At 49.4% G+C, this 16,830-nt stretch carries 9 protein-coding genes and 2 rRNA genes; 3 read left to right on the top strand and 8 right to left on the bottom strand.

Annotated elements, in window-relative coordinates:
• Window positions 1–14 precede the first annotated feature (14 nt).
• Complete coding sequence (locus ACUZ8J_RS01545; protein WP_446692865.1) at window positions 15–2,534, top strand: penicillin-binding protein 1A; 2,520 nt, start codon at window positions 15–17, stop codon at window positions 2,532–2,534.
• Window positions 2,535–2,595: 61 nt separating this feature from the next.
• On the opposite strand, the gene argH is transcribed toward ACUZ8J_RS01545, so the two are convergent.
• The 5 genes from argH to argC form a co-directional block, all read right to left on the bottom strand.
• On the bottom strand, window positions 2,596–3,963 hold the full coding sequence (gene argH / locus ACUZ8J_RS01540; RefSeq protein ID WP_446692864.1) for an argininosuccinate lyase: 1,368 nt from the start codon (window positions 3,961–3,963) through the stop codon (window positions 2,596–2,598).
• An 83-nt stretch (window positions 3,964–4,046) separates the two neighbouring features.
• The gene (locus ACUZ8J_RS01535) at window positions 4,047–5,270 is read right to left on the bottom strand and encodes an argininosuccinate synthase (protein WP_011624428.1); all 1,224 of its coding nucleotides are present in this window, start codon (window positions 5,268–5,270) and stop codon (window positions 4,047–4,049) included.
• 60 nt (window positions 5,271–5,330) lie between these two features.
• Complete coding sequence (locus ACUZ8J_RS01530) at window positions 5,331–6,236, bottom strand: ornithine carbamoyltransferase (protein WP_011624429.1); 906 nt, start codon at window positions 6,234–6,236, stop codon at window positions 5,331–5,333.
• A gap of 12 nt (window positions 6,237–6,248) precedes the next feature.
• Window positions 6,249–7,031, bottom strand: a complete 783-nt coding sequence (gene argB / locus ACUZ8J_RS01525; RefSeq protein ID WP_203432533.1) for an acetylglutamate kinase — start codon at window positions 7,029–7,031, stop codon at window positions 6,249–6,251.
• A gap of 31 nt (window positions 7,032–7,062) precedes the next feature.
• The gene (gene argC / locus ACUZ8J_RS01520) at window positions 7,063–8,043 is read right to left on the bottom strand and encodes an N-acetyl-gamma-glutamyl-phosphate reductase (protein WP_446692863.1); all 981 of its coding nucleotides are present in this window, start codon (window positions 8,041–8,043) and stop codon (window positions 7,063–7,065) included.
• Window positions 8,044–8,708: 665 nt separating this feature from the next.
• Here argC and ppc point away from each other — a divergent pair.
• Together ppc and ACUZ8J_RS01510 are read left to right on the top strand one after the other, a co-directional pair.
• Window positions 8,709–11,378, top strand: coding sequence for a phosphoenolpyruvate carboxylase (gene ppc / locus ACUZ8J_RS01515; RefSeq protein ID WP_086904084.1), 2,670 nt, complete (start codon window positions 8,709–8,711; stop codon window positions 11,376–11,378).
• Window positions 11,378–11,923, top strand: coding sequence for a DUF1439 domain-containing protein (locus tag ACUZ8J_RS01510; RefSeq protein ID WP_086904083.1), 546 nt, complete (start codon window positions 11,378–11,380; stop codon window positions 11,921–11,923). The genes ppc and ACUZ8J_RS01510 overlap by 1 nt, the downstream gene beginning before the upstream one ends.
• A 99-nt stretch (window positions 11,924–12,022) precedes the next feature.
• Here ACUZ8J_RS01510 and ACUZ8J_RS01505 read toward each other — a convergent pair whose 3' ends face one another.
• The 3 genes from ACUZ8J_RS01505 to ACUZ8J_RS01495 form a co-directional block, all read right to left on the bottom strand.
• A complete protein-coding gene (locus tag ACUZ8J_RS01505) occupies window positions 12,023–13,297 on the bottom strand; it encodes a CinA family nicotinamide mononucleotide deamidase-related protein (protein ID WP_041416675.1) in 1,275 nt (424 codons plus the stop codon).
• 258 nt (window positions 13,298–13,555) lie between these two features.
• Window positions 13,556–13,671, bottom strand: a 5S ribosomal RNA gene (gene rrf, locus ACUZ8J_RS01500).
• Window positions 13,672–13,802: 131 nt separating this feature from the next.
• Window positions 13,803–16,693 (bottom strand): 23S ribosomal RNA (locus ACUZ8J_RS01495).
• Window positions 16,694–16,830: the final 137 nt, after the last annotated feature.

Raw genomic sequence — 16,830 nt, 5'->3', positions numbered from 1 at the left:
TAGGATCAATTTAGGTGAAGTGGTTAAAACGTATTGTTATAGCTCTATTCAGTCTAGCCCTTTTGGGCGTGGGCGCCATTGTTGCAGCATACTTTTATGTTTTGCCGGATCTGCCGGATGTATCGACACTAAAAAATGTGCAATTACAAACACCTTTGCGCATTTACAGTAGCGATGGCAAGCTCATCTCTCAGTTTGGTGAGAAGCGTCGCATTCCGCTGAAACTCGAAGAAGTGCCTAAACCGCTGCTCCAAGCCTTCCTCGCCACCGAGGATGCACGCTTTTATGAGCACGGCGGTATCGATCCTGTTGGGGTGATGCGTGCCGCAATCGTCATGCTCACCACGGGTGAAAAGAAACAAGGCGCGAGTACTATCACCATGCAGGTGGCGCGTAACTTCTTCCTGACCCGCGACAAGACCATTATTCGTAAAGTGAAGGAGATTTTTATTTCCTACCACATCGAGCAATTGTTAACTAAAGATGAGATTTTAGAACTCTACGTTAACCGTATTTATTTAGGTCAGAGAGCCTATGGTGTTGGCGCGGCTGCTCAAGTGTATTTTGGTAAAAACGTACAAGATCTCACGCTTTCCGAAATGAGTATGATCGCGGGCCTCCCTAAAGCACCGTCTACCCTAAACCCTATTACCTCCCCTTCACGCGCACTCGCACGCCGCAACGTGGTATTGATGCGAATGAACGAAGTGGGTTACATCAGCAAAGCAGAATATCAAGCTGCAGTGCAAGAGCCGCTCGTCGCCAAATACCATGGCGCTGAAATCGACCTTTACGCCCCTTATATCTCTGAAATGGCTCGAGATTACATGGTGCAAAAATACGGTGAAGAAGAGGCCTACACGAATGGCTATAACGTCTACACCACGATTTCATCAGAGCAGCAACTGCTAGCACAGCAAGCATTACGCAATAACGTCTATGCCTATGATGAGCGCCACGGTTACCGTGGTCCTGCGGCGGTTCTTTGGACCGACGCCAAGCCGGACGATGCACAAATCAAAGCCGAGCTCGCAAAAATTACGCCTGTACAAGAGTTGCAACCTGCTGCGGTATTAAGCATCGATGGTCAGCAAGCCAGCGTGTTAACCGCCAAGGGCGAAACCAAAGTCATTAAGTGGGATGGCCTAAAATGGGCGCGTAAATTTATCACCGATAAACGCCAAGGCTCGGTGCCAAAATCGGCTTCCGATATGCTAAAAGTCGGTGAGCGCATTTGGATCCGCGATAACGGTCAATACTTACAATTATCGCAAGTGCCAGAAGTGGCAAGTGCCACTGTTGCACTCGACCCAATAAATGGTGCAATCCGTACCTTAGTGGGTGGCTACAGCTTCAGCCAAAGCCAGTACAACCGCGTGACCCAAGCGAAACGTCAATTAGGTTCGAATATTAAACCTTTCATCTATGCTGCGGCATTAGAGAAAGGCTTTACCCTCGCGACTCTGATTAACAACGCACCGATTAACAAACCCGATATTAGCCAAGGTACTGCGTGGCGTCCTAAAAACTCGCCCGATATCTATGGCGGTCCAACACGTCTGCGTGTGGGCTTAGCGCAATCGATCAACGTAATGTCGGTTCGCGCCATGCGCCATATTGGTTTAGATGCAGCCATCGCCGAGTTGACTAAGTTTGGCTTTGACCCTAACGACTTACCTCGTAACGAGTCGTTAGCCTTAGGTTCTCCTTCGGTCACCCCGCTACAAGTGGCAACCGCTTTCAACGTGTTCGCGAACGGTGGCTTCTTGGTTGAACCTTACTATATCGAACGAGTAGAAGACTCCTTCGGTAATGTGATTGAGAAGGCAAATCCAACCTTAGCCTGTAAGCCTAACAACAGCTCTGTGCAGCCTAGCAGCGATCCAATGAGTTTTGGTGAGCCAACCACTCAAACCGATGAACCTGTCGCCCATTGCTTCGAGCAAACAGGCCGTTATGCTCCGCAAATTATCTCTGAACAAACGGCATTCCTGATCACCGAAGCGCTGAAGAGCGTGATCTGGGGTGGTGGCGATTGGAGTAAAGGCACAGGCTGGCAAGGTACAGCTTGGCGTGCGGCGCAGTTAATCAAACGTCATGATATTGCAGGTAAAACGGGTACAACCAACGAATCACGCGATACTTGGTTCAGTGGTTTTGGTCCGACACTGACCAGTACCTTCTGGGTAGGGTTTGATGACCACGGTCGCCAGTTAGGCAGAACCGCATGGAACTCCAACGGTGAGAAGGATCAAATTACGGGTACCGAGGCGGGCGCTAAGACCGCAGGCCCAGGCTGGAACGAGTTTATGAATAACGTGCTGAAGGGCGTACCCGAAACCACAGCGATTCCGCCAGAAGGGATTGTCTCGGTGCGGATCGATCTTGCGACCGGCAAGCTGACTCGTAAGACAGACTACACTAGCGCATTTGAATACTTTATCTCGGGCACTGAACCCAAGGAATATATCAGTGAAAGCCAAGATGAAAACAACCTATTCATCGATGCGCCGACAGACGATTTATTCCAATAGAATGAATCACCATAAAAAAACGCGACCCTAGAGTCGCGTTTTTTATTACTCGATTAAAGCATTAAACAACTTTCTTCGCCGCGATGGCTTGCTTCACCTGAGTCAGCGCCGTGCCGCCGAGGACATCACGTTTTGCCAAACAGGCTTCGATAGTGAGGTTGGGATACACATCCGCCTCGATGATATCGGCAAAAGTTTTAAACTCAGCGAGAGAGAAGGCTTCTAACGGGATCTTCTTGGCGATCGCGGCAACGACAGCCACACCGACCACATGGTGCGCTTCGCGGAACGGCATGCCTTTTGACACCAGATAATCCGCCAATTCGGTCGCGTTGGCATAACCTTGCTGCGCGGCTAACAGCGCATTCGGGCGATTAACGACTAAGCCTGATAACACTAATGCGGCCATATCTAAGCAGATTGCCCAGCTGTCGACCACATCGAACAAGCCTTCTTTGTCTTCCTGCATGTCTTTGTTGTAGGCCAGAGGCAATGCCTTCATCGTGGTGAGAATACCCACTAAACTGCCGTACACACGGCCCGTTTTACCGCGAATAAGCTCCAGCGCATCGGGGTTTTTCTTTTGTGGCATTAACGATGAGCCCGAGGTCACTTCATCACTTAATGAGATAAAACCCGCTTCACCCGAGTTGAAGAAAATCAAATCTTCGGCCATACGGCTTAAGTGCATCATGCTGATTGAAGCCGTAGAACATAGCTCAACTACATGGTCGCGGTCCGACACACTGTCCAAACTATTTAAGGTTGGCGATGCAAAGTTCAGTGCCGCAGCCAGCGCATGTCTATCCATTTGATAGGCTGTTCCCGCCAAGGCGCCCGAACCGAGCGGACAGGTATTGGCACGCTTTAGGGCATCAGTTAAGCGGCCAAGGTCACGCTCAATCATCTCCACATAGGCTAAGCACCAGTGGCCAAACGTGACTGGTTGAGCACGTTGCAAATGAGTATAACCCGGCATAACAGCATCGAATTCACGCTCAGCAAGCGCGATAAGTTCGCTGCGTAAGGTTTGCAGGCGAGCCACTAATGCCGCACCTTCGGATTGGCACCAGAGTTTTAAATCGGTAGCGACTTGGTCGTTACGGCTACGGCCCGTATGGAGTTTTTTCCCCAGATCGCCGACTTTAGCGATCAACGCCGACTCCACGAAGCTGTGAATATCTTCCGCGCCCGATGCGAGAATAATCGCAGGATCGCCCTTCACTTCCACCAGCAGCTCGTTCAGTGCTTTCTTCAAATCGCTGCATTCAGTGGCAGTGATAATGCCGACACTGGCAATCGCATCGGCCCAAGCGATAGAGCCGACCACATCCTGCTCAAACAAACGGTAATCCACAGGCAGTGAATCGTTGAATAATTTAAATAGCGCGCTGGTTTCGCCCTGAAATCTTCCACCCCATAAAGCCATGCTCAATCCCCTCGGTCACTGCTTTGAATACGTTAAAACTTAAGATATAAAAAAGGGCGCTAGGCGCCCTTTGAGTCTGCCTATTACTTAGCGTTGAGCGCGCGGATGCGGCTTGCTAACGAGTACAGACGGATAAAGCCTTCAGCGTGTTTCTGGTCATACACTTGATCTTCACCGAAGGTGGCAAACGCTTCAGAGTACAAGCTGTTTGGCGAACGCTTCTTAACGGCAATCGCGTGACCTTTGTAGAGCTTAACCACAACTTCACCGTTAACAGACTCGGCTAATGACTCAGATGCTGCCAGCAGCGACTTACACAGAGGTGTAAACCAACGACCGTCGTACACTAAGTGTGCCATTTGGGCACCCACTTGCTCACGCCAGGTACGGCTGGTTTTATCCAGTACTAACTCTTCAATTGCGCGCAGCGCAGCAAACATCACAGTGCCGCCTGGAGTTTCGTAACAACCACGAGACTTCATGCCCACTAAACGGTTTTCGGTGATATCGATACGACCCACGCCATGTGGTGCAGCGATGGCATTCAGCTTCATCAGTGCAGCGTAAGGTGTTAATGCTTCACCGTTTACTTTAGTCACACGGCCATGTTCAACTTCGAGTGACACATATTCTGCTTGATTTGGCGCATCTTCTGGATCGGCAGTCAGCGTCCACACACCTTTGCTTGGCTCGTTCCATGGATCTTCCAACTCGCCACCTTCGTGGGAAATGTGGAATGCGTTAGCATCACGGCTGTAGATCTTAGTCGCAGAAGCCGACGTCTTGATATTACGCTCAGCTAAGTAAGCCAGCAGATCTTCACGGCTCTGCATGGTCCATTCACGCCATGGTGCAATCACTTTTAAATCAGGTGCTAATGCCGCAAAGCAACCTTCAAAACGCACTTGGTCGTTACCCTTACCGGTACAACCGTGGCACAGGGCATCGGCCCCCACTTTACGTGCCACTTCAACCTGCGCCTTAGCAATGATTGGACGCGCCATTGAAGTACCTAACAAGTAAGTACCTTCGTAGATAGCACCCGTTGCCATGGTTGGGTAGATGTAATCTTTAACGAATTCTTCTTTCAGATCGACGATATGACATTCTGAGGCGCCAGAAGCTAATGCCTTTTCAGTCAGACCCACTAACTCTTCTTCACCCTGACCTACGTCAGCGCAAAAGGCGATGATTTCACAGTTGTCGTAGGTTTCTTTTAACCAAGGAATAATGGCCGAAGTATCTAGACCACCCGAATAGGCTAAAACGACTTTTTTCACGCCAGTGTTTTTGTTCTCGATAGACATCTTAAATTCCTATAACTCGTTTCTCACCTTGGAGAAAGTAGGCTGCTAAACAGGGTTAAATTAACTAAATAGGGTTACCAGTACTGCGTTTTGGGCGTGCATCCGATTCTCTGCTTGTTGCAGGATCAAGGAGCCTTCGCCATCCATCACTTCATCGGTCACTTCAACACCGCGGTGAGCGGGTAAGCAGTGCATAAAGAAGTGAGCACCCGCTTTCGCCATCAAGCCCTTATTGACCTGATAAGGTGCAAACTTATCCTTAATTTCCGCTAACGGTGTTGGATCACCCATGGAAATCCAGGTATCAGTATAGATAGCATCGTGACCTTCGATAGCACCAATATCTGAAGTCAGTACAACTTTGCCGCCATATCGGCTGGCAAGTTCTTGTACTTCGGCCACGACGTAGCCATCAGGAAAGTGACCCGCAGGGCAGATCACTGTCATGGTGGCACCGAGAATGGCCGCGCAATACATCAATGAATTCGTCACGTTATTACCGTCACCTACGTACGCTAGCTTAACATCACTGATATTTTCAAAATGCTCGGCCAAAGTTAAGAAATCGGCCAGCGCTTGGCAGGGATGATATAAATCCGAAAGCGCATTTATCACAGGCACAGTGCCAAACTCGGCCAATTGTTCGATGGTCTTGTGGGAGAAAGTTCTCGCCACAATAGCATCGGCCCAACAGGACAGGTTAGAAGCAAAGTCTGCGACCGATTCCCGCTTACCTAAGGCACCATTCTGTTGGTCTAGGTATAAACAGTGGCCGCCGAGCTTGTTAATACCGATATCGAAGCTAACACGAGTACGTAGGGATGGCTTTTCAAATAACATCACCACACTCTTACCGTCCAGCGCATGACGATATTCAGCGGGATTCGCTTTAATCGTCTTGGCTAAGGTAATCAGATCCAGCAACTGTTGCTGGGTTAACTCTTTTATCGATAGTAAATGCTTCATAACCTACTCCGCTTATGGTTGGATTTGTGTGCCCACGGCCTCACCTTTTGCTAATGCGACTAATTGGCTTGCATCACGCCATGAGGCAACTTGAACCGCCTGCCCCATCCACTGCGCCACTTCGAGCGCAGCTTCTACTTTTACTTTCATTCCCTTTTCGATCACGCCTTGCTTCACCAAATCGGCAATCTGCTTACCATTCAGTGAAGGGATTAATTGACCTTTACCATCCAGCACGCCAGACACATCCGATAGCAACACCAACTTACCACCGACCAACTTAGCTAATACCGTCGCCGCTTGGTCGGCGTTCACGTTCAGCATTTGGCCATCGTCCATCATGGCAATTGAGCTACAAATCGGCATCCAACCTTGGGACAGAATAAACTTGAGGTAAGTGGCGTCTTTAGGGGAAACCTCGCCCACTAACCCTAAACGCTCATCTTTGATCTTGGCCGATACTGTGTTGCCATCGGCTAAGCTCATGCCCACACTCACAATCCCAGCCTTTGTCGCTGCGCCTTGGAGGATCTTGTTTGATGTTCCGGCCAGTGCACCAGCAATGATCGGCATTTGCTCCGGCGGGGTCACCCGCAGGCCTTCTAACTTGACGGTTTCCATGCCGTTTGCGGCTAATTGCTCATCGACCAAACAGCCGCCGCCATGCACCATCAGCACTTGCTGACCATTAGCGATCATTACTGCGGCGGTATCCATTAAACGCGCCATCCCCATTTCACACTGCAGCAGGGCGCCGCCGACTTTAAGAACTAATACTGAGTTGTTGGTAGACATCTTGACGACTCTCTTAAATAAGGATGAACGGTTAAAGGTTAAAGTGAATCTTTATGCATTGCAGGGCTTGGCTCGCCGCGCCTTTCATCAAATTGTCGATCGCACTGGCAACCACTAAGTAGCCACTGTTCTCATCAAACTTCCAACCTAAGTGGCAATTCGGGGTCAGCACCACATCATCCACTTTCGGGAACTGGTTCTGTTTCACTGTCACCAGCGGAGCTTGGTCATACACACTGTATGCCGCAGCCACATCGGCAGTGGTAGTGCCTGGTTTTAGCTGTACCGTGATGGTCGCTAAAATGCCGCGCTTGAAGTTGCCTAGGTGCGGCGTGAAGATCACCTCTTGCCCCAGTTGAGTGGCAATTTCGGGTTGATGTCTGTGGCCTAATACGCCGTAGGGTGTGAGGCTCACTTCGCAAAAACTGGTATGCAGCTGTGCCTTACGACCCGCGCCCGTCACACCACTAACCGCATTGATCACTGGATAGGCTGACGTCAGTAAATTCTTTAATGGTTTCAATGCTGTTAATGATGCTGTTGGGTAACAACCTGGCACAGCAATCATTTTAGTCGCGGCGACTTCTTTGGCATTCCACTCGGCGAGACCATAGACAGCCTTGGCCAACACTTCAGGATATTCGTGCTCAAAACCATACCACTTGGGGTACTGTGCCACATCGCTGAAACGATAGGCACCGCTCAAGTCAAACACGGCTAAACCTTGGTTATAGAACCAAGCCGCTAAATGCAAACTCACCGAATGTTCGGTCGCTAACACCACGGCATCCGCCTCGGCGACGATCTTCGCCTTAGCTTCTTCGATCAGTGGTGACAGAGCTAAATCAATGTGGCTGTAGACAGGGTACAAATCTGCTAAAGCTCTACCTTTATCTAAACTATTTTCAGAGACATACAGACCTTGAATCGCTAATTCAGACTCCGCATGGACTAAAGCTGTTAGTTGTGCGCCTGTGTAACCACTGGCACCGATAATGGCGATGTTTTTCATATGTATTTTTATAAACCGAATCAAAGAGACTTAAAGAATAGATGAATAGCGTACACGCACCAGCGTATATCTATGATGACAAGACTATCGTCGTAGGAAATCGTAATGGGTCGTTATTTTATTCACTGACGGCTTAACGCTATACATCATGATATTTACTCTACAGGTCACAAGGGGTGACTCATCTCAACTGCTGGCTAGACTACCACAAAGATCTATTTATGCAATATATGTGAATATATATTTTTATTAAATTTTATCTTTTATCTGCGTTCAAGCACGCTTAGCAAATAACACAATACTTCACTAACTGCTTAATAACTCAGTTATCTATAGATGAAAGACGGAAAAATCAGTCCTTTTTATTAACACCGAATACACATACCCGCAAAGCCGAAAATGATGCAGTTCATATTCACTTCCACTAAACATAATAAAATATTGCGTTAGCTCGCATTTATATTGAATATTCTTCAACAATTATCGTGATTAGTTGCATATAAGATAAGCCAGTCGTATAAGTTATAAGTTCTGCTGTTGACCATTGCCCTCAGTGGTGGGTATTGTGCTAGCGGGCTATATACCCAAGCGACCTGAAGACTCTCATCACCTACAGGTTGTTTGGGTATATTGCGGATTTTTATATTTTTCAATTCGGAGTAACTATGGCAGGTAATGTGGCAGACAATGTGACCGACATGTATGCGTCGTTAAGATCGAACGTGAGTATGTTAGGGCAAATCTTAGGCGATACGATGCGCACCCACCTCGGTGATTCTTTCCTCGAGAAGGTTGAGCAAATTCGTAAACTCGCAAAAGATTCCCGCCGTGGCGACGAAGCGGCACGTGAGCAAATGCTAGAACTGCTCACCGCACTCCCCGATGAAGAGTTAGTGCCTTTTGCCAAAGCCTTCAACCAATTCCTCAACTTAGCAAACTTATCCGAACAATTTCATACTATTAGCCGTAACTGCGATGAGCTGGTTTGCGTACCGGATCCGGTCGAACAGTTGCTTGGCCGCATGCTGAATGGCCGTATCGATCAAACCAAGATGTTGGATTGCTTAAAAACGCTGGATATCGACTTAGTCCTCACCGCGCATCCAACGGAAATCTCTCGCCGCACACTGATCCAAAAATATGCTGCGATTGTGGATTGCCTCGCCGAGCAAGAAAACAATCAACTGTCGGACAGAGAGCGCCGCCAAATTAATCTGCGTCTGCGCCAGTTAATCGCCCAAATCTGGCACACCAATGAAATTCGCCGTGAACGCCCAACGCCTGTGGATGAAGCCCGCTGGGGGTTATCGACGATTGAAGAATCCCTCTGGCATGCTGTGCCCGACTTTTTAAGGCAGCTCAACGATCAAGTACAAGATCGCACAGGCCAGCAATTGCCTATCGATATCGCACCGGTACGTTTCTCAAGCTGGATGGGTGGCGATCGCGACGGCAACCCTTTTGTGACCGCTAAAGTCACCCAAGAAGTGTTAGATCGTAATCGCCATGCCGCTGCCCGTTTATTCCTCAAGGATATAGTGTTGCTGGTTGGCGAGTTATCGATGGAAGAAGCCAACAGCGAGTTGATGGCATATACCAACAATAGTTGCGAACCCTATCGTTTTGTGCTGCGTTCATTAAGACAAAAACTACGCGACACCATCGACTACTTAAACGCCCGCATCGAAGGACATAACCCAGAAGTCGATAAATCGACGCTGATTTGGCAAGAAAGCGATCTTAAAGCGCCGCTAGAGATGCTGTATAAGAGTTTATGTGACTGCGGCATGCGTTTGATTGCTAACGGTTTACTCCTCGACATTCTGCGCCGTCTCGCTTGTTTTGGCATCCATATGTTAAGGCTCGACATCCGCCAAGATGCAGGCCGTCACTGCGATGTTCTTGCAGAGTTAACCCGTTATCTAGGTATGGGTGACTTTAATCATTGGGATGAAACCGAAAAACAAGCCTTCTTACTCCGCGAACTCAGTAACCGTCGCCCGCTGATCCCGAGTAACTGGCAACCTTCCGCCGATGTGGCCGAAGTGCTTAACACTTGCCGCTTAATTGCTAAGCATCCGGCGAAGGCGTTGGGCTCCTATGTGATCTCGATGGCGAGCAAGCCTTCAGATGTATTAACCGTATTATTACTGCTCAAAGAAACCGGCTGCACTCATCCGATGCGTGTTGTGCCGCTATTTGAAACCTTAAGCGACTTAAATAACGCCGCCGAGTGTATTACCGCACTGCTCGATATTGACTGGTACCGTGGTTACACCAAAGGTATGCAAGAGGTGATGATCGGTTATTCAGACTCGGCCAAAGACGCGGGTGTAATGGCGGCCGCTTGGGCGCAATACCGTGCTCAGGAGCAGTTAGTCGCCGTCTGTAAACAGGCTGGCGTGAAGCTGACGCTGTTCCATGGTCGTGGTGGCAGTATTGGTCGCGGCGGCGGCCCAGCTCACAAAGCGATTCTGTCACAACCGCCCGGCTCAGTTGATGGTCGTATTCGCGTCACCGAACAAGGTGAGATGATCCGCTTTAAGTTCGGCCTGCCTAAATTGGCGGTGCAAAGCTTAGCCCTGTACACCTCAGCGGTGTTAGAAGCGACCTTGCTTCCGCCGCCTGAGCCTAAGCAGGAATGGCGCAATTGTGTGGAGCGAATTGCTGAGGAGTCAGTGAGTGCTTACCGCGGTATTGTCCGTGAAGAGCCGGATTTTGTGCCTTATTTCCGCGCAGCCACTCCGGAGGTTGAACTGGGCAAACTACCATTAGGCAGTCGCCCGGCAAAACGCCGTGTCGATGGCGGTATCGAGAGCTTACGTGCCATTCCTTGGATTTTTGCTTGGTCTCAAAACCGCTTAATGTTGCCAGCATGGCTAGGCGCCGGTGAAGCATTACAGGCGGCCTGCCAACGTGGCGAAATAGGCTTGCTACAGGATATGGAGCGCGAATGGCCCTTCTTTAGCACGCGGATTTCCATGCTGGAGATGGTGTACGCCAAGGCGGAACCTAACTTAGCGCGCTACTACGAAACCTGCTTAGTACCGCCCAATCTTCACCACTTAGGCGAAACTTTACGCCAGCGTTTAGATCTCGGTATTAAAGTGGTGCTGGAGCTGACTAAATCGGATACCTTAATGGCGCATACACCGTGGAATCGCGAATCAGTCAAACTGCGCAATCCCTATATCGATCCATTAAACTTCCTGCAGACCGAGTTATTAGCTCGTACTCGCAAGGAAACAACCGAAGCTCCCGCTTCCGAACACGTGCAACTCGCCTTAATGCTGACGATTGCCGGTGTCGCGGCGGGCATGAGAAACACAGGTTAATGAAAAAACTCACGCTTAGCCTTTGCTTGGGATTATCTGTACTGCTTGGCGGCTGCGTCACGCAGTACAGTATTAGCGAGCATGAAATGGAGCAGTATCTCAGCAAAGAGATCCATTTTGAGGTGAAACAAGGTAATCAACTCGTGGGCGCGCAAGTGCGCATTAACGACATCAGTGTCAGACTCGGCGAAAAGCCTGACACTATGAGCGTCAGTGCGGCTACTCAAGTGTCCATCACTAATCCTATTTTTCCGTTGAAGGCGCAGCTTTCAACCACCTTTGAGGCCAAGCCTTGGTATGACAGTGCCACCCACAGCGTCTACCTGCGCCAGCTTGAATTGGTGAAAGTCGAATCAACCCCTAAGGATATCGAGAAAGCCATCAGTAGCGCGACGCCACAGGTTATGGGCTACTTAAGGCATTTCCTCGAGAATCAGCCAGTTTATGTTCTCGATACGAAGGACAGCAATCAAGCGCTGATGGCCAAGATGACCGAGAGCATTCAAGTCGTCCCTGGCAAATTAGTCCTTAAATTCACTAAATAGCGGCTTGTGTTGCAAATCATTCGCCATAAAAAATGCTCCCTCGGGAGCATTTTTTATTAATTCAGCTAGACTGACTAAAACCCTTCAGCATCCAAAGAGTTACTTGCTGAAACGCCCTATCGATTGATAATCTACAATCACAGCTTCTGTGAGTAATTCACGTCTTAACATATCGTAGGCCACTGCCGCACTTAAGCTACGCACTAAATCCCGTGAACGTCGCGGCAGTTTTATCATTTGGCTGTAGACGCCACTGCGGGTTGCCAAGGCAATTGCTACCGTACCGACGGGCTTCTCTTCGGTTCCGCCATCTGGTCCCGCTATTCCACTGGTCGCTAAGGCAAAATCACTGTCTAAGATAGCACGCGCGCCCTTGGCCATTTCTTCGACCGTGGGAATAGACACTGCGCCGTGATCGTCTAACGTCGCCGGATTAACGCCTAACACTCGTACCTTAGACTCGTTACTGTAAGTCACCAGACCGTGTTGTAAATAAGAAGAACTGCCTGGGAAATCCACTAACTGACTAGTAATCATCCCGCCCGTGCATGACTCGGCAACACTCAAGGTCAAGCCAGAATTCAGTAACTTCGCATGGATTTCCTCGGCAAGCGTCGCTTTATCTTCGGCGACAACCGCAGTACCCAGCACCATTTTGATGTGCCCAGTCACCCGTGGCAGCAAAGCAATCGCCTTCTCACCGCGGGCAAAGATCTTAATCTCAATATGTGGCATTGAGGAGCGATAACCAATGGTAATCCCCTCAGGCAACTCCAATGGCTCAATTTTGTCGGCAAGGGAAGACTCACCATGACCTATGGTCAGCAACTTCTTCAGCGCCACCTTAGCATCGAGGTCAAACTCTTCACGGATAAAAGGAATAAATTGTTCCTTCACCATATGCTTGAGTTCAAATGGCACACCTGGGGTGAAGAATAACCAAGCTCGATTCAACTTCACTCTAAATCCACAGGCCGTACCGACGGGGTTATCCACCATCACTGCAGACTCAGGCAGCATCGCCTGCTTCAAATTACTGACTGGCATCTCACGGTTATTACGCGTAAACCAATCTTCTAAATGCTGACGCCATTCGCGATTCTCAACCAGAGACTCTCCCTTAGCCTTAGCCATTGCTTCGGCAGACATATCATCACTGGTCGGACCCAAGCCGCCATTCACTAAGATGACATCGGCATGCAAGCTACGCTCTTGGAAAACCGCAATTAAGTCCTCGAGGCGATCCCCCACAGTCACTCGTCGTTGGATCTCAATGCCATGCTCCATCATAGTGCTGGCAAACCAGGCCGCGTTAGTATCAACAATCTGACCCGACAGCACCTCTTCCCCAGTGCAAATCATCTCTAACTTCATCATAGATCCTTAGCTACCCCAATAAATTACTGCATAAGGTAAGTAACCTCTGAAGTAATAGCAAGAGTTGCCATCGGCAGGTATGGTTCAGTAACGTGAAGAAAATAGGTTGCAAGTCGCGATTTAGCGCACATTAGCGGGGGTGAGTGAAAGAGGCTGAAAATTGGAATAAATGATTTCAAAATCACAATCTAAAAATGGCAAACGCGAAAAACAAAAAAGCCAGCTTATTCAGCTGGCTTTATCGTTTAATTAGGCGCTTGGCGATGACCTACTCTCACATGGGGAGACCCCACACTACCATCGGCGCGATTGCGTTTCACTTCTGAGTTCGGGATGGGATCAGGTGGGACCACAATGCTATTGTCACCAAGCAAATTTGGTATTTACTTACCCGTCTTATCTCATGCAGGCAGTAAATTAAATTCGGAAAGCTGGATTGAGTTGCACTTCTTAAGTGTTTGTATTCGTCTAAGTATCACTTAGTAAAACCCATCTGGGTTGTATGGTTAAGCCTCTCGAGTCATTAGTATCAGTTAGCTCAACGCCTCACAACGCTTACACACCTGACCTATCAACGTCCTAGTCTCGAACGGCTCTTTAGTGGACTTATAGTCCAAGGGATGACTCATCTTGGGGCTCGCTTCCCGCTTAGATGCTTTCAGCGGTTATCGATTCCGAACATAGCTACCGGGCAATGCCATTGGCATGACAACCCGAACACCAGCGGTTCGTTCACTCCGGTCCTCTCGTACTAGGAGCAACTCCCCTCAATCATCCAACGCCCACGGCAGATAGGGACCGAACTGTCTCACGACGTTCTGAACCCAGCTCGCGTACCACTTTAAATGGCGAACAGCCATACCCTTGGGACCGACTTCAGCCCCAGGATGTGATGAGCCGACATCGAGGTGCCAAACACCGCCGTCGATATGAACTCTTGGGCGGTATCAGCCTGTTATCCCCGGAGTACCTTTTATCCGTTGAGCGATGGCCCTTCCATTCAGAACCACCGGATCACTATGACCTACTTTCGTACCTGCTCGACGTGTCTGTCTCGCAGTTAAGCTGGCTTATGCCATTGCACTAACCGTACGATGTCCGACCGTACTTAGCCACCTTCGTGCTCCTCCGTTACTCTTTGGGAGGAGACCGCCCCAGTCAAACTACCCACCAGGCACTGTCCTTAACCCCGATTAGGGGCCCAAGTTAGAACATCAACACTACAAGGGTGGTATTTCAAGGACGACTCCACGAGAACTAGCGTTCCCGCTTCAAAGTCTCCCACCTATCCTACACATGTAGGGTCAATGTTCAGTGCCAAGCTATAGTAAAGGTTCACGGGGTCTTTCCGTCTAGCCGCGGGTATACGGCATCTTCACCGCAATTTCAACTTCACTGAGTCTCGGCTGGAGACAGCGTGGCCATCATTACGCCATTCGTGCAGGTCGGAACTTACCCGACAAGGAATTTCGCTACCTTAGGACCGTTATAGTTACGGCCGCCGTTTACCGGGGCTTCGATCATGAGCTTCTCTTGCGATAACCCAATCAATTAACCTTCCGGCACCGGGCAGGCGTCACACCGTATACGTCATCTTGCGATTTTGCACAGTGCTGTGTTTTTGATAAACAGTTGCAGCCACCTGGTATCTGCGACTGCCGTCAGCTTAGGGAGCAAGTCCCATCACCAACAGCAGCGTACCTTCTCCCGAAGTTACGGTACCATTTTGCCTAGTTCCTTCAGCCGAGTTCTCTCAAGCGCCTTGGTATTCTCTACCCGACCACCTGTGTCGGTTTGGGGTACGATTCCCGCTAACCTGAAGCTTAGAAGATTTTCCTGGAAGCATGGCATCAACTACTTCATCCCCTTGGGGACTCGTCATCAGCTCTCAGTGTTAAGAACGCCCGGATTTGCCTAAGCATTCCACCTACCACCTTAAACGCGGACTACCAACGCCGCGCTAGCCTAGCCTTCTCCGTCTCTCCATCGCAGTTAGCGGAAGTACAGAAATATTAATCTGTTTCCCATCGACTACGCCTTTCGGCCTCGCCTTAGGGGTCGACTCACCCTGCCCCGATTAACGTTGGACAGGAACCCTTGGTCTTTCGGCGGGGGTTTTTCACCCCCTTTATCGTTACTCATGTCAGCATTCGCACTTCTGATACCTCCAGCGTGGGTTACCCCTTCACCTTCAACGGCTTACAGAACGCTCCTCTACCGCGCAACCCTAATGGATTGCACCCGTAGCTTCGGTGGTATGTTTAGCCCCGTTACATCTTCCGCGCAGGCCGACTCGACTAGTGAGCTATTACGCTTTCTTTAAATGATGGCTGCTTCTAAGCCAACATCCTAGCTGTCTAAGCCTTCCCACATCGTTTCCCACTTAACATACACTTTGGGACCTTAGCTGACGGTCTGGGTTGTTTCCCTTTTGACGACGGACGTTAGCACCCGCCGTCTGTCTCCCGGATAGCACTCTTTGGTATTCGGAGTTTGCAAAGGGTTGGTAAGTCGGGATGACCCCCTAGCCTTAACAGTGCTCTACCCCCAAAGGTGTTCGTCCGAGGCGCTACCTAAATAGCTTTCGAGGAGAACCAGATATCTCCCGGTTTGATTGGCCTTTCACCCCCAGCCACAAGTCATCCGCTAATTTTTCAACATTAGTCGGTTCGGTCCTCCAGTTGATGTTACTCAACCTTCAACCTGCCCATGGCTAGATCACCGGGTTTCGGGTCTACGCCTTGCAACTAAACGCGCAGTTAACACTCGGTTTCCCTACGGCTCCGCTATTCGCTTAACCTCGCTACAAAACGTAAGTCGCTGACCCATTATACAAAAGGTACGCAGTCACGGTCTCAAGTACCGCTCCCACTGCTTGTACGTATACGGTTTCAGGTTCTATTTCACTCCCCTCACAGGGGTTCTTTTCGCCTTTCCCTCACGGTACTGGTTCACTATCGGTCAGTCAGGAGTATTTAGCCTTGGAGGATGGTCCCCCCATATTCAAACAGGATATCACGTGTCCCGCCTTACTCGTTTTCATCAAAGGTTAGTTTTCGTGTACGGGGCTATCACCCTGTGCCGCTGGACTTTCCAGACCATTCCACTAACACCCCTCTGACTTAAGGGCTAATCCCCGTTCGCTCGCCGCTACTAGGGGAATCTCGGTTGATTTCTTTTCCTAAGGGTACTTAGATGTTTCAGTTCCCCTCGTTTGCCTCACTACACTATGTATTCATGCAGTGATAACAGCTTACGCTGCTGGGTTCCCCCATTCGGACATCGTTAGCTCAAATGCTTGTTACTAGCTCGCCAACGCTTTTCGCAAGTTACTACGTCCTTCATCGCCTCTGACTGCCAAGGCATCCACCGTATACGCTTAGTCGCTTAACCATACAACCCAAATGAGTTTCACTTGAATTGTTGCGACCAGCTGGTTTTACTTGTCTCATCTTCGACCAAGAAGATGGACTCGCCTTAGACTTGAATATTCAAGACACTTAAAAAGTGTTTTAAGAACTCAATTTTTT

This window comes from Shewanella sp. Koi 1, assembly GCF_052907445.1.
This window is presented reverse-complemented; position numbering and strand designations above follow the sequence as displayed.

Excerpts from the sequence above, each read along its gene's own strand:
- argH (WP_446692864.1), bottom strand. The coding sequence starts at position 3,963 with ATGGCTTTATGGGGTGGAAGATTTCAGGGCGAAACCAGCGCGCTATTT.
- ACUZ8J_RS01535 (WP_011624428.1), bottom strand. The coding sequence starts at position 5,270 with ATGTCTATCGAGAACAAAAACACTGGCGTGAAAAAAGTCGTTTTAGCC.
- ACUZ8J_RS01530 (WP_011624429.1), bottom strand. The coding sequence starts at position 6,236 with ATGAAGCATTTACTATCGATAAAAGAGTTAACCCAGCAACAGTTGCTG.
- argB (WP_203432533.1), bottom strand. The coding sequence starts at position 7,031 with ATGTCTACCAACAACTCAGTATTAGTTCTTAAAGTCGGCGGCGCCCTG.
- argC (WP_446692863.1), bottom strand. The coding sequence starts at position 8,043 with ATGAAAAACATCGCCATTATCGGTGCCAGTGGTTACACAGGCGCACAA.
- ppc (WP_086904084.1), top strand. The coding sequence starts at position 8,709 with ATGGCAGGTAATGTGGCAGACAATGTGACCGACATGTATGCGTCGTTA.
- ACUZ8J_RS01510 (WP_086904083.1), top strand. The coding sequence starts at position 11,378 with ATGAAAAAACTCACGCTTAGCCTTTGCTTGGGATTATCTGTACTGCTT.
- ACUZ8J_RS01505 (WP_041416675.1), bottom strand. The coding sequence starts at position 13,297 with ATGAAGTTAGAGATGATTTGCACTGGGGAAGAGGTGCTGTCGGGTCAG.